Raw genomic sequence first — 12,996 nt, 5'->3', positions numbered from 1 at the left:
CATCATGATTGGCTTCATCATTGCCGGATTGATCATTGGGGCGCTTGCCCGGCTCATCAAGCCTGGCAAGCAGAACCTCGGAATACTCGCAACACTTCTGCTCGGACTTGCCGGATCGGTGATCGGCGGCGTGATTGCGAATCTGCTCGGGACCGGCGACATCTTCGAGTTGAACGTCCTCGGCTTCATTGTTGCGGTCATCGCAGCCGTACTGCTGATCGGCGTTGCCGAGAGCATGTCAGGGCGTCGCAACCGCAGCGTCCGCCGGTAACCAGCGGAAACCTGCTCAATCCGGAAATTCTGGAGGCAAAACCTCTCCGGAGTGTCCGGATTGAGCTGTTTAGCGCCGCAGACCTAACCTCGGAGGTGTGCGAAGTGCACGGTCAGAGCGCCTTCACCGCACTGAGCACCCGGGTCAGCGACTCCTTGGCGTCGCCGAACAGCAGGGTGGTTTTCGGCGAGTACAGCAACTCATTCTCGATGCCCGCGAATCCCGGGCGCATCGACCGCTTCAGGAATACCACCTGCCCGGCATCAGCCACCTCGAGAATCGGCATCCCGTAGATCGGCGAACCCGGTGATGACTTCGCGGCCGGATTCACGACGTCGTTCGCGCCCACAACCAGGGCGACGTCCATGTTCCGGAACTCCGGATTCACTTCGGCCATCTCCCTCAGCGACTCGTACGGCACATTGGCTTCCGCCAGGAGCACATTCATGTGGCCCGGCATCCGTCCCGCGACCGGGTGGATTGCGAAAGACACTTCCACTCCGCGGGCCTCCAGTGCCTCGGCGAGCTCCGCGATCGTGTGCTGTCCCTGCGACACCGCGAGGCCGTATCCCGGCACAATCACCACCCGCTGCGCATACCCGAGCATCACGGAAACGTCGTCCGGCCCCGACGCCCGCACCGGACGCTCGCTCACCGCGCCTGCCCCCGCCGTCGAACCGCCGCGGAACGCACCGAAGAGAATTCCTCCGACGCCGCGCCCCATCGCTGCCGCCATCGCCCGGGTCAGGATGGTGCCGCTCGCGCCAACCAGCGTCCCTGCGACCAGCAACAACACGTTGTCCAGCACGATGCCGGACGCCGCCACGGCAAGCCCCGTAAACGCGTTGAGTAGCGAGATAACAATTGGGACGTCCGCCCCGCCGACCGGCAACACCAGCAGTACGCCGCCTGCCAGTCCAAGCAGCAGCAGGACGGTCGCCCACACCACGTTCCCCGTCACCGTCACCAGTACCGCCGCAACCAGGAGTACGACGACGACGGCCGTCATCACCCACCGCATGCCGCTGAAGATGACCGGCCGCGTGGTGATCAGTTCCTGCAGCTTCGCCACCGTGACCCCCGACCCGGCGAACGACACCGCACCCACCACGAGCGTGAAGACGACGGCGGCGCGCACCCAGGCGGCGTCGGTTCCGGCCAGTTCAAGGATTGCCACCAGCGCCGCTGCACCACCGCCAACGCCGTTGAAGAGAGCCACGAGCTGGGGCATCTGGGTCATCTGAACCCGCCGCGCAATCGGTGCGGCAATCCCGGCGCCCAGGGCGACCGCCACGAGGATGGCGGGCAGGTTTTCCAGCCGGGCGGAGAGGAGGACCGTCACGACGGCGAGCGCAGCTCCACCGGCCCCGATCAGGTTCCCGCGACGGGCAGTGCGGGGAGAACTCAGGCCCTTGAGCGCCACGATGAAGCACACGGCGACCGCCAGGTACAGCAACGCAGTCGCTTCCGCCGGGAGGATGTTCATGCGTCAGGCTTCCTGACGGACTGCCCTGCCCGGTTGCGGCCCCTGAACATATGGAGCATCCGGTCGGTCACCACGAATCCGCCCACGAGGTTCACCGTCGCGAGCAGCACCGCCAGCAGCGCCAATCCGAGCAGCAGCGGTTCAGTGGCATGGCCGGCTACGAGGATGGCACCGATGAGGATGATCCCGTGGATTGCGTTCGCGCCGGACATGAGCGGAGTGTGGAGCGTGCTCGTCACTTTGGAGACCACCTCAAAGCCGACGAACACGGCAAGCACCACCACGGTGAGCAGGGCGGGAAGGTCCATCAGGTAACTCCTTTCAGCGCAGCCGCCGTGGGTTGGTGCATCACCTTGCCGTCGTGGGTGAGGCAGGCACCGGCAACGACGTCGTCGGTGAAGTCGGGCACCACACGCCCATCGACGGTCATGAGCTCCACCAGATTCGCAACGTTCGCGGCGAACAGTCGGGAGGCGTCGGCAGCCATCGCCGATGCAGCATCCTTCATCCCCACCAGGGTGACATCGCCGCCGGAAGCGGGAACGACGACGTCGTGCCCGGCCTGCACGCCCTCCACATTGCCGCCGGTCTCGGCGGCCAGATCGACGACGACGGCACCGCCCTTCATCCCCTGCACCATGGCGGTGGTCACGAGCAGCGGCGCCCGCCGGCCGGGTACGGCGGCGGTGGTGATGAGGACGTCGGAGGCGGCAATATGCGGCGCGAGGAGTTCGCGCTGGCGCTGGGCACGGTCCTCGCTCATCTCGCGGGCATACCCGCCGGTGCCCTCAATGGTCTCCAGGTCCAGATTGATGAAGGTACCGCCGAGGGAGGTGACCTCCTCGGCGGAGGCAGGACGGACGTCGTAGGCGGACACCCGCGCGCCAAGCCGCTTCGCCGTGCCGATTGCCTGAAGTCCTGCAACCCCGGCGCCGAGCACCAGGACGCGTGCCGGCGGCACGGTTCCCGCGGCGGTCATGTACAGGGGGAAGAAGCGCGGGAACCGGATCGCGGCTTCCAGAACCGCGCGGTACCCGGCAACGAGGGACTGGGAGGACAGCGCATCCATGGACTGGGCACGGGAGATTCGCGGGACCAGTTCGAGCGCGAATGAGGTCACTCCGGCCTGCGCCAGGGCCCGAACGGTGGCAAGCTCTGCGGCCGGTGACGCAAAGCCGACGGTGACCGTGCCAGGGCTCAACTGGCCGGCGTCATCCGCTGTCAGGGGTGCTACGTGGCACAGGACGTCGACCTGGCCGAGGCGGGGAGCGACGTCCGCTCCGGAGGCGCGGTAGGCGTCGTCGTCATGACCTGCCTGGACACCGGCCAGTGATTCCACGGCGACGTCCAGACCGAGCTTCGTGAGTTGGCGGACGGAGGCGGGCGTAGCCGCCACACGGCGTTCACCGGCACGGGTTTCCCGCTTCACTCCCACCAACACGATCTGGCACCCTTCCGAACGGGGGCGCCGTCGCCCAGCCGCTGGAACTTAGCATCACACAGCACGCGTGTTCGCGGAACGGAACACCCTGCGGTGTTGCGGGAAGGTTATGTGCGGTTCCGCCGGGTCAGGCGGACTCCCGCCACACCACGGACGTACTGAGCATCCGCACCTCGGCGTCCTTGCCTTCGATCTGCGCGAGAACCAGTTCGGCGGCCGCACGTCCCAGCAGGTCCGCCGGCTGCTTCACCGTGGACAGCTGCGGCTTGCAGCGCAGCGCCCAACTGCTGTCATCGAAGCCGACTATTCCGACGTCGTCGGGCACCCTGCGCCCCTGCTCCTGCAGGGTGGTCATGGCACCCGCTGCCACCGCATCCGAGGCGGCGAAAACGCCGTCGAGGTCCGGCCGCCGGCGCAGGAGCTCGGCCATGCCATCCGCGCCTGCGGCATAGGTGTACAGCGGGAACTCGAGAACGAGCTCGGGATCGAACGCGGGGCCGAGCGCTTTCCGGAACCCTGCGAGCCGGTCCTGGCCCGAGTCACGATCAAGTGCGCACGCAATCATGCCCACCCTGGTACGGCCGGTGTCCAGCAGCCGCTGAACGATGGTCTGGGCAGCGGTCTCGTTGTCGATCCCCACGTACGGAATGTCGGGGGTGCCCGGCGGGTGACCCACAAAAGCGGCCGGGATCCTGAGGTTCCGCACCGCCGTCGCGATGGGATCGGCGGTCCTGGCGGAGATAATGACGGCACCGTCAACCAGCCCGCCACGCAGGTAGTCGGCCACCCGGTCACTGTCGCGGGCAGTGTCGATTATCAGCGACACGAGCTGATAATCGGCTGCGGAGAGCACCGAGTTGGCGCCGAGGAGAATGGACCCGATGTTGGGGTCCTCGAACAACAGCGAGTGTGGCTCATGGATGATGAGGCCGATGGCCCGGGACTCCTGCCGCACGAGGTTCCGCGCCGCCGAGTTGCGTACGTAACCGACCTTGGCGATTGCGGATTCGACCGCCATTTTTGCCTCGGGCGAGACGTACTTTTCCCCGTTCACCACGCGGGAAACGGTCCCCCGCGACAAGCCTGCAGCAGAGGCAACGTCGTTGATAGTTGCCCGCCGCCGTCGCGTGCGAGTGGAGTCCATACCGCTACTGTAACGGAGCTGGGAATCCGGCAGGATCAGAATAAACGTTGACATGCCGCTGTGACGCACACTACTCTGTGAACGTTCCCAGATCACCGCACTTCATCTCACGCGACCGCCTCTGGGAACGTTCACAGAACGCGAAGACAACCAGCCAAGGACCAGTGTGCTCACCAATACCTCTCCGATCGCCCAGCTCGCCCCAAACGGCGATCTGGTTTTCGGTTGTGACTACAACCCCGAGCAGTGGGATGAAGCCACCTGGGCAGAGGACGTCCGGCTGATGCGGGAGGCCGGTGTCAATCTGGTTGCCATCAACATTTTCGGCTGGGCAGAACTGCAGCCCGACGCCGAGACCTTCACTTTCACCCGGCTCGACGCCATCATGGACCTCCTCCACGACAACGGCATCGGCGTGAACCTGGGAACCGGCACGGCTTCCCCACCGCCGTGGCTGAGCACCGCATACCCGGAGATCCTTCCCGTAACGGTCGACGGCGACACCCGCTGGCCGGGCGGACGCCAGGCCTGGTGCCCCAGCTCCCCCGTTTTCCGTTCCCATGCGATCCGGCTGGTCGAGGAAATCGCGCGCAGGTACGGCGAGCACCCCGCGCTCCGCCTCTGGCACGTCTCGAACGAATTGGGCTGCCACAACGCCCTCTGCTACTGCGACACCTCCGCCGCTTCCTTCCGCCGTTGGCTGCAGGACCGCTACGCAAGCCTTGAGGCCCTCAACACCGCCTGGGGCACCGCCTTCTGGAGCCAGCGGTACTCAGCGTGGGAGCAAATCCTTCCTCCGCGCACCCCGCACGCCACCCCCAACCCGACGCAGACACTGGACTTTCGGCGCTTCAGCTCGGACGAGCTCCTCGGGTACTACCGGGCCGAGGCCGAGGTGCTACGAACCTCCAGCAACGTTCCCGTCACCACCAACTTCATGGTGACCGCGCACATCCGCACGCAAAACTACTGGCAGTGGGCGCCGGAGATGGACGTCATCGCCAACGACCACTACCCCGACCACCGCCTGGATGACCCGGTGCAGGAGATTGCCTTCGCGGCGGATCTCACCCGCGGCCTCGCCCGGAACCAGTCCTGGATCCTGATGGAGCACGCCACCAGCGCCGTCAACTGGCAGCCCCGGAACATTGCAAAGGCGCCCGGTGAGCTGCTGCGGAACTCCCTGGCCCACCTCGCGCGTGGTGCCGATGGGTTGTGCTTCTTCCAATGGCGGGCATCGCTGCAGGGCAGCGAGAAATTCCACTCCGCCATGCTCCCCCACGCCGGGACCGAGTCGAAGATCTGGCGCGAGGTCAGTGAGCTTGGCGCCACGCTGGGCCGCCTGCGCGAAATCGCCGGAAGCACGGTCACAGCGCGTGCCGCGGTGGTCTTCAGCTGGGAAGCCTGGTGGGCCTGCGATTCCGATTCCCACCCCTCCTCCGACCTGCGCTACCTCGATCAGGTGCACGCGCTCTACGGTGCGCTCTGGGACGCGGGCATCACGGCCGATTTCCTGCCGCCCGACGGCGACTTCACCGCCTACGACCTCGTGCTCGTTCCGGCGCTGTACCTCGTGTCCGACGAGGACGCCCGCCGGCTCACGGACTATGTGCGCCAGGGAGGCAACGCCGTCGTCTCCTTCTTCAGCGGCATCGTGGACGAAAACGAGCGGGTCCGGCCCGGAGGCTACCCCGGCGCCTTCCGTGACCTGCTCGGCGTCCGGGTGGAAGAATTCCATCCGCTGGCCGCCGGCCAGCAGCTGCCACTATCAAACGGCACGACGGCGGCACTCTGGAGCGAGGCGCTTCACGTGACGAGCGCTGAAGCAGTTCTGACAATCAGTGAAGGCCCGCTGGCCGGCACCCCGGCGGTCACACGCAACTCCTTTCACGACGGCGCCGCCTGGTACCTTGGCACCTCGCTTGCGAAGGAATCACTGATTGAAGTGATCGGCGACGCCGCCCGCCACGCCGGAATTCCCGTTCCCGGAACCCGTGGCGTCGAAACCGTCGAGCGGGTGTCCGGGGACCAGCGCTACGTCTTCTTCATCAACCACACCACGCAGGATTACAAACACCGAATCACCGGGAACGAAATGGTGCTCGGGACCGAGGTCGCCGACGTCGTCGTTGTACCGGCAGGCACCGTACGCGTTGTGCGCACCGATTCAACAGGCAAGGAGGCCAACTGATGGCTACTCTGGACCAGACCCACACGCCGCCGGGCGCTAAAGGGAAAACACCGCGCAAGACGCAGAAGGGGCGCAGTACGCGCAGGGCGGTAGCCGTCTTCGTTGCACCGTTTGCCGTGCTCTTCATCCTCTTCTACGCGGCGCCGATCATCTTCGCTGTGATCCAGTCGCTGCTCACGGTGGAGCGCGAAGGAACGTTCGGACCACCGCAGCAGGTATTCGGCGGGTTCACCCAGTACGCCATCGTCTTCCAGGACCAGGCATTCTGGGCTTCCGTCGGCCGGGTACTGCTGTTCGGCGTGGTGCAGGTTCCGGTCATGCTGGGCATGGCGCTCCTGTTCGCGCTGCTGCTCGATTCGCCGCTTCTCAAGGGCAAGCGGTTCTTCCGTCTGGCATTCTTCGCTCCCTATGCCGTGCCCGGCGTCATCGCCGCCATCATGTGGGGTTTCCTTTACTCGCCGTCCCTGTCGCCCTTCGGCGCCGTGACATCCGAGATCAACTTCCTCGACGGGTCGTTGGTGCTATGGTCAATCGCCAACATTGTGACGTGGGTCTACGTGGGCTACAACATGCTCATTATCTATGCGTCACTGCTCGCCATTCCCACTGAGATCTACGAGGCGGCACGGCTCGACGGCGCTTCCAATGCGCAGATCGCCTGGCGCATCAAGATCCCGTTGGTGACGCCGGCCATCATTCTTACCGCGGTGTTCTCCATCATCGGCACACTTCAGCTGCTCGCCGAACCGCAGACCCTGCGGAGCTTCAGCTCGGCAATCAGCAGCACCTACACGCCGAACCTGGCCGTGTACACCACGGCGTCGATCCCCAACTACAACCTGGCCGCCGCCTTCTCGGTTGTGCTGGCGCTCGCCACGTTCATCCTCTCCTTTGTCTTCCTGAAGGCGACCCAGCGGAAGGTATCCCAATGACCACGGCAGCCCCTCCCCTGTCCGCCGCAGAGAAGGCACACTCACGAGGCCCCCGGCAAAACGTGATGTCGCGCGCCGCAGCGATGCTGATCATGGGAGTCTTCACCCTCTACTTCCTGACCCCCATCTGGTGGTTGCTCGTCACCTCCACAAAAACAGGCGGCGAGATCACCGGATCCGCACCACTGTGGTTCACACCGGACTCCCTCTCCACCTTCTTCAGCAACCTCACCGGACTGTTCCAGTATCAGAACGGGTTGTTCATCAAGTGGCTGCTCAACAGCGCCCTCTACGCCGGTGCGGGCGCACTGCTCGGCACGGTCATTGCGGCAATGTGTGGTTACGCCCTGGCCAAGTACGAGTTCAAGGGCCGCGAGCTTATCTTCAACGTCGTCCTCAGCGGCGTGCTGGTGCCCGCGACTGCACTGGCTCTGCCCCTGTTCCTGATCTTCAGCGAAGTGAACCTGACGAACACCTACTGGGCGGTCTTCCTGCCCAGCCTCGTAAGCCCCTTCGGTGTCTACCTCGCCCGGATCTACGCCGCAGCCAGCGTCCCCGGTGAACTCCTGGAAGCTGCGCGGCTCGACGGCTCAGGTGAAGTACGGACCTTCTTTACGGTGTCCACACGCCTGATGGCACCGGCACTCGTCACGATCTTCCTGTTCCAGTTCGTCGCCATCTGGAACAACTTCTTCCTCCCGCTGATCATGCTGCGGGACCAGGCGCTGTTCCCGGTCACGCTCGGCCTGTACGCGTGGAACAGCCAGATCAGCCAGATCCCCGAACTGCGCACCTACGTGATCATCGGTGCGCTGGTCTCAATCGTTCCCCTCATCATCGCTTTCCTCGGCCTGCAGCGATTCTGGAGCAGCGGGCTCGGTGCGGGAAGCGTCAAGTAACACAGACCGCATGAAATCGCCGGAAGGCACCCGCCTGCCGGCACCGTCCATACAAGAAGGAAATACAGAATGCGTATGCATCACGGAAAGACCACCGCCGCCGTCGTCATGGTCTCCGCGCTAGCCCTCGCGGGCTGCTCCGGTGGAGGCGACTCCGCCGGGGCTCCAGAAGCAGCGGCGTGCGAGCCGTCCACCGAGCCCGTGGAGCTGAACTTCACAACGTGGGTCCCTGGTATGGACCAGGTCGTCGAGTTGTGGAACGAGGAGAACCCGGACATCCAGGTGACGGTGCAGACGGGCCCCAACGGGAACTCCGGCACCTACCAGAACTTCTTCAACCAGTTGCAGGCGGGGAATGCACCCGATCTGGGTCAGATCGAATACGACGCCCTGCCGAACTTCCGCGTGCAGGACGGGCTCGAGAATATCGCCGGCTGCGAAGGCATTGGTGACGCCGGCGACCAGTTCATCGACTGGACCTGGAACCAGGTGACCTTCGGAGAAGAAGACGCCGTCTACGCGGTCCCGCAGGACAGCGGCCCCATGGCACTGTTCTACCGCGCCGACCTCTTCGAGCAGGCCGGGATCGAAGTCCCGACCACCTGGGAAGAGTACGCAACTGCTGCCGAGCAGATCCGCGAAGAGGGCGGCTACATCACCAATTTCCCGCGCTCGGACGTGAACTGGTTCGCCGGCCTGGTGTGGCAGGCGGGCGGCAAGTGGTTCAGCAGCGAGGAAGACGGCTGGGAAGTAAACCTGACCGGCGAAGAGTCCACGCAGGTGGCCGAGTACTGGCAGGGACTGCTCGAGGACGACCTCGTGTCCACGCTCCCCTCCTTCTCGGATGAGTGGAACGCTTCCTTCAACGAGGGCGATCAGTGGACCTGGGTCTCAGCGGTCTGGGGCACCTCGACACTGCAGAGTGGAGCGCCCGACACCGCGGGCAAGTGGGCAGTTGCCCCCATGCCCCAGTGGGACGCAGACCTGAGCTCCGCAGGTAACTGGGGCGGTTCCTCCACGGCAGTGCTGAAGGGATCCGAGCACCCGTACGAGGCCTCGCAGTTTGCCCTCTGGCTCAACACCGACCCCGAGGCGCTCGCTCTGACGAACGAGCTCGGTGGGCTCTACCCGGCTGCAAAGGCGGGCGCTGATCTCGAGGCATTCAACGAAGAGTCAGAGTTCTTCGGCGGCCAGGCCGTCTACGACGTCTTCGCCGAGGCATCCGGGAACGTTGATCCCGAGTTCACCTGGGGCCCGACCATGACTCAGACCTACACGGATGTTTCCGATGGGTTCGGAGCTGCCATCGGCGGAGAGTCCACGCTGTCCGAAGCTCTGAAGCGCGGCGAGGAGCAGACCGTCGAGGCGCTGAAGGCCCAGTCCATTCCCGTGGTCGAGTAACTCCTCCATTTCCACATTTGTCGGCCTGTCGCATGAACGTCATTTATTCACGGCGGTCATGCGACAAGCCGATAATTGTATACCCGCATTGTTCACCGAAATAGTCAGCGGACGGCATATTTACAGCGCACCATCAGACTGTGGCTGTACCGTTGAGGAATCTTCGGGAAATTGGGGACCCTCCGCGGCTGGGAAGTCGATTATTGACTTCAGGACTTTTCATGACAATCACTTCACCCGCCCGTACGGTTCGCGTTTCAAAACCAAACGACGTCGTTGCCTCCTACGCCACCCTCCTCAAGGAAGTGCGGAAAGAGGGCCTGCTAACCCGCAAGCGCGGGTTCTATATCACCGTCATGGTGTCCCTGGGACTGGCGCTCGTCGCAGCCTGGACCGGATTCGCCCTCCTCGGCGACACCTGGTTCCAACTCCTGATTGCCGGCGTCCTAGGCATTGTCCTGACGCAGATCGCATTCCTGGCACATGAAGCCTCCCACCGCCAGATCTTCGCCTCCCGCAGCGCCAACGACTGGTCCGGGCGCATCCTGGCTGCCGGCGTCGTCGGAATCAGCTACCAGTGGTGGATGAACAAGCATTCCCGTCACCACAATGATCCCAACGTGGTGGGCAAAGACCCGGACATCGAGATAGACACCATCTCGTTCATCGAGGAAGACGCCGCCAAGGCGAAGGGCATCCATGCCTGGGTCACCCGCCGCCAGGGTTACCTGTTCTTCCCGCTCCTGACGCTCGAGGGCATCAACCTGCACGCCCGTTCCATCGCCACCCTGTTCCGGCCCGGCGCCATCCAGGGCCGCTGGGTTGAGCTTGCCCTACTCGCGATTCGCTTCGGCCTGTACCTCGGCGTGCTGTTCTGGTTCCTGCCCGTCGGCATGGCGTTCGCCTTCATCGGCGTGCAGATGGCGGTCTTCGGCGTCTACATGGGTGCCTCGTTCGCACCGAACCACAAGGGCATGCCGGTTATCCCCCGCGACAGCAAGCTCGACTTCTTCCAGAAGCAGGTCCTGACCTCGCGCAACATCCGCGGCGGCAACTTCATCAACAACGCCTTCGGCGGCCTGAACTTCCAGATCGAGCACCACCTCTTCCCGGACATGCCGCGCCCACACCTGCGCAAGGCGGCTGTGATTGTCCGCGAGCACTGCGATCGGCTCAAGGTTCCCTACACCGAAGTGGGAGTTGCGGCATCGTACGGCGCGGTTGTCTCCTACCTGAACCGGGTAGGCCTTGCAGCCCGCGATCCCTTTGACTGCCCGATGGTCAACCGGTACCGCAGGCGCTAATCTCACCTAGTTTCACCTAGCCAATTACGACGGCGACCCTCACCAATCGGTGAGCGGTCGCCGTCGTCGTTTGGGGATCTGCGCCTTATTCGCAGGTAGTATCCGATGAAAAGGAGTGTGCCCCGCATTTCTATTCACGTTTAGGGAAAAGGGCTCGCTGTGGAACGCCGGAGATTCATCAGAGCAATCGCTGCAACAGGTATGAGTCTTGGGCTGGCCGCCTGCACAAGCCCCTCGAAGCTTCCAACGGAATCCACGCTCCCTACAAAACCACCGACCCCGCAACCGTCACCGGTGGTACCGACACCCACCCCCGTCCCACCGCCGGCACCACCAGCCGTGACGAAAGTGCCGCTACCGGCTGGAGTTGTCACCGGCCTCCCCACAGCCGAACGGGTCCTCGCGTGGACCGTCGACGACGGATCGGACAGCGAGGTCATTCGGCGGTACACCGAGTTCGCCCGGACAAGTGGCACCCGACTCACGTTTTTCCTCAACGGCTCATACCCCGGGTGGGCAGAGCACTCGGCGCTACTTGGACCGCTCGTCGCTTCCGGACAGATCCAGGTCGCCAATCACACCTGGTCCCACGCCGACCTCACCAGCCTCAGTGACACAGATATCGTCGCGGAGCTGCAACGCAACCACGACTTCATTGCCTCCACGTTCGGCGTGGACGCCCGCCCCTACTACCGCCCACCGTACGGATACCGCGACGCACGCACGGACGCCGTTGCAGCCTCGATCGGTTACACCGCCCCCATCATGTGGTACGGCTCTCTCGCCGATTCCGGATTACTCACTGAGCAGCAAATCATCGACCACGCTACAGAATGGTTTTTACCCGCTCATATCGTTATAGGGCATCTCAACTTTCTGCCCGTCACGAACGCGTTCCCACAACTCAGACAGCTCATCAGCGACCGCCAACTGACAACGGTGACCCTGAACGACATCTTCACAGCTTGAGCGACCGCCCGGGGTGGAAGCCTGCGTCGTCTAAACAGCCTCTAGGCGTTCCAGAGTCCGTAGGAGTCCGCCAGGGAGGAAATTTTCTGCGCGCGGGCAAGGCGCGGCAGGTAGGAACCATCGCCCACCACCGCACCGGAGGCGTGGGCATCGAGGAGTTCGTGCGCCCACAGAATCTCGGACTCGCTGGGGGACAGGCCCTTGTTGATCGTGTCCGCCGCCTCGGGCCGCAGGCAGAGCTTCCCGGTCATCCCCATGGACGCCGTGACCTTGCAGGCTTCGAGCAGGTCTTCACCCAGCGCGCCCACCGTGGGTCCGTCGATCGGCCCGGGCAACTGACCCACCCGGGAGGCGACCACGAGCTTTGCACGGGCGTAGGCCAGGGCCATTGGATCATCGGAGGCACCGGTGTCACGGCGGAAGTCGCCCACACCGAAGGCCAGACGGAACGTGCCGGGAGCGCTGGCAATTGCCGTGGCGTTCTCGATGCCGAGGGCGGACTCGACCAGGGCGAGCACGGGAGTACCGGCCTGCAGGCGCATGGCGGTATGCGTAACCTGCTCCGGCTTCTCGGTCATGGCGAGCATGACGCCGCGCAGGCCGGGTGCCCCGGAGAGCGCGGCGAGGTCATCGGCCCAGTAGTCGGTCTCGATGCCGTTCACCCGGACCCAGGCGGTCATGCCGGTGGAAAGGGCCTCCACCACACGTTCGCGTGCTTCAGCCTTGGACTCCGTGGGCACCGCGTCCTCGATGTCGAAGACCACCGAATCCGCCTCGGAAGCCAGCGCCGGCGCGAAGTTTTCCTCCGACGCCGCGGAGGCGAGCAGCCAGGAACGGGACAGCTTGGCGGGAAGCGCGGCAGCGCGGCTATTACGAAGGGGGGCCATACCTAGAACCTTACGCAACGGGCGTCGTCGTAATCCACCGCACGACGGTTTAGGACGGTAAACACTACGAC

The 12,996-nt window shown here is 64.4% G+C and carries 12 protein-coding genes; 7 read left to right on the top strand and 5 right to left on the bottom strand.

The window, feature by feature from the left end:
- Positions 1-4: 4 nt before the first annotated feature.
- Positions 5-271, top strand: a complete 267-nt coding sequence (locus AC4D2M_RS10925) for a GlsB/YeaQ/YmgE family stress response membrane protein (protein WP_490891842.1) — start codon at positions 5-7, stop codon at positions 269-271.
- A gap of 112 nt (positions 272-383) precedes the next feature.
- Here AC4D2M_RS10925 and AC4D2M_RS10920 read toward each other — a convergent pair whose 3' ends face one another.
- The 4 genes from AC4D2M_RS10920 to AC4D2M_RS10905 form a co-directional block, all read right to left on the bottom strand.
- Positions 384-1,757 (bottom strand): NAD(P)(+) transhydrogenase (Re/Si-specific) subunit beta, encoded by a 1,374-nt coding sequence (locus AC4D2M_RS10920; RefSeq protein ID WP_490891841.1) that lies wholly within the window; start codon positions 1,755-1,757, stop codon positions 384-386.
- Complete coding sequence (locus AC4D2M_RS10915; RefSeq protein WP_490891840.1) at positions 1,754-2,065, bottom strand: NAD(P) transhydrogenase subunit alpha part 2; 312 nt, start codon at positions 2,063-2,065, stop codon at positions 1,754-1,756. The genes AC4D2M_RS10920 and AC4D2M_RS10915 overlap by 4 nt, the downstream gene beginning before the upstream one ends.
- A complete protein-coding gene (locus AC4D2M_RS10910) occupies positions 2,065-3,198 on the bottom strand; it encodes a Re/Si-specific NAD(P)(+) transhydrogenase subunit alpha (protein ID WP_490891839.1) in 1,134 nt (377 codons plus the stop codon). The genes AC4D2M_RS10915 and AC4D2M_RS10910 overlap by 1 nt, the downstream gene beginning before the upstream one ends.
- 127 nt (positions 3,199-3,325) lie before the next feature.
- Positions 3,326-4,342: a LacI family DNA-binding transcriptional regulator gene (locus AC4D2M_RS10905; protein WP_490891837.1), complete on the bottom strand. Its 1,017-nt coding sequence runs from the start codon at positions 4,340-4,342 to the stop codon at positions 3,326-3,328.
- 166 nt (positions 4,343-4,508) lie between these two features.
- On the opposite strand from AC4D2M_RS10905, the gene AC4D2M_RS10900 reads away from it, so the two are divergent.
- From AC4D2M_RS10900 to AC4D2M_RS10875, 6 genes are all read left to right on the top strand, one after another.
- A complete protein-coding gene (locus AC4D2M_RS10900) occupies positions 4,509-6,533 on the top strand; it encodes a beta-galactosidase (protein WP_490891834.1) in 2,025 nt (674 codons plus the stop codon).
- The gene (locus tag AC4D2M_RS10895) at positions 6,533-7,465 is read left to right on the top strand and encodes a carbohydrate ABC transporter permease (protein ID WP_490891833.1); all 933 of its coding nucleotides are present in this window, start codon (positions 6,533-6,535) and stop codon (positions 7,463-7,465) included. The genes AC4D2M_RS10900 and AC4D2M_RS10895 overlap by 1 nt, the downstream gene beginning before the upstream one ends.
- Positions 7,466-7,530: 65 nt before the next feature.
- Positions 7,531-8,364: a carbohydrate ABC transporter permease gene (locus AC4D2M_RS10890; RefSeq protein WP_490892074.1), complete on the top strand. Its 834-nt coding sequence runs from the start codon at positions 7,531-7,533 to the stop codon at positions 8,362-8,364.
- Positions 8,365-8,433: 69 nt separating this feature from the next.
- On the top strand, positions 8,434-9,765 hold the full coding sequence (locus tag AC4D2M_RS10885) for an ABC transporter substrate-binding protein (RefSeq protein ID WP_490891831.1): 1,332 nt from the start codon (positions 8,434-8,436) through the stop codon (positions 9,763-9,765).
- Between the two features lie 221 nt (positions 9,766-9,986).
- Positions 9,987-11,069: a fatty acid desaturase family protein gene (locus AC4D2M_RS10880; protein ID WP_490891830.1), complete on the top strand. Its 1,083-nt coding sequence runs from the start codon at positions 9,987-9,989 to the stop codon at positions 11,067-11,069.
- A 339-nt stretch (positions 11,070-11,408) separates the two neighbouring features.
- Positions 11,409-12,038 (top strand): polysaccharide deacetylase family protein, encoded by a 630-nt coding sequence (locus AC4D2M_RS10875; protein WP_490891828.1) that lies wholly within the window; start codon positions 11,409-11,411, stop codon positions 12,036-12,038.
- 41 nt (positions 12,039-12,079) lie between these two features.
- Here the strand turns inward: AC4D2M_RS10875 and AC4D2M_RS10870 are convergent, their stop codons facing one another.
- Positions 12,080-12,925, bottom strand: coding sequence for an HpcH/HpaI aldolase/citrate lyase family protein (locus AC4D2M_RS10870; protein WP_490891826.1), 846 nt, complete (start codon positions 12,923-12,925; stop codon positions 12,080-12,082).
- Between the last annotated feature and the right edge of the window lie 71 nt (positions 12,926-12,996).

The organism is Arthrobacter sp. TJ-270, assembly GCF_058269075.1.
The sequence above is the reverse complement of the archived record's forward strand: the minus strand, read 5'-3'. Positions and strand labels throughout refer to the sequence as shown.

Excerpts from the sequence above, each read along its gene's own strand:
- AC4D2M_RS10880 (WP_490891830.1), top strand. The coding sequence starts at position 9,987 with ATGACAATCACTTCACCCGCCCGTACGGTTCGCGTTTCAAAACCAAAC.
- AC4D2M_RS10925 (WP_490891842.1), top strand. The coding sequence starts at position 5 with ATGATTGGCTTCATCATTGCCGGATTGATCATTGGGGCGCTTGCCCGG.
- AC4D2M_RS10905 (WP_490891837.1), bottom strand. The coding sequence starts at position 4,342 with ATGGACTCCACTCGCACGCGACGGCGGCGGGCAACTATCAACGACGTT.
- AC4D2M_RS10890 (WP_490892074.1), top strand. The coding sequence starts at position 7,531 with ATGTCGCGCGCCGCAGCGATGCTGATCATGGGAGTCTTCACCCTCTAC.
- AC4D2M_RS10895 (WP_490891833.1), top strand. The coding sequence starts at position 6,533 with ATGGCTACTCTGGACCAGACCCACACGCCGCCGGGCGCTAAAGGGAAA.
- AC4D2M_RS10920 (WP_490891841.1), bottom strand. The coding sequence starts at position 1,757 with ATGAACATCCTCCCGGCGGAAGCGACTGCGTTGCTGTACCTGGCGGTC.
- AC4D2M_RS10870 (WP_490891826.1), bottom strand. The coding sequence starts at position 12,925 with ATGGCCCCCCTTCGTAATAGCCGCGCTGCCGCGCTTCCCGCCAAGCTG.
- AC4D2M_RS10885 (WP_490891831.1), top strand. The coding sequence starts at position 8,434 with ATGCGTATGCATCACGGAAAGACCACCGCCGCCGTCGTCATGGTCTCC.
- AC4D2M_RS10915 (WP_490891840.1), bottom strand. The coding sequence starts at position 2,065 with ATGGACCTTCCCGCCCTGCTCACCGTGGTGGTGCTTGCCGTGTTCGTC.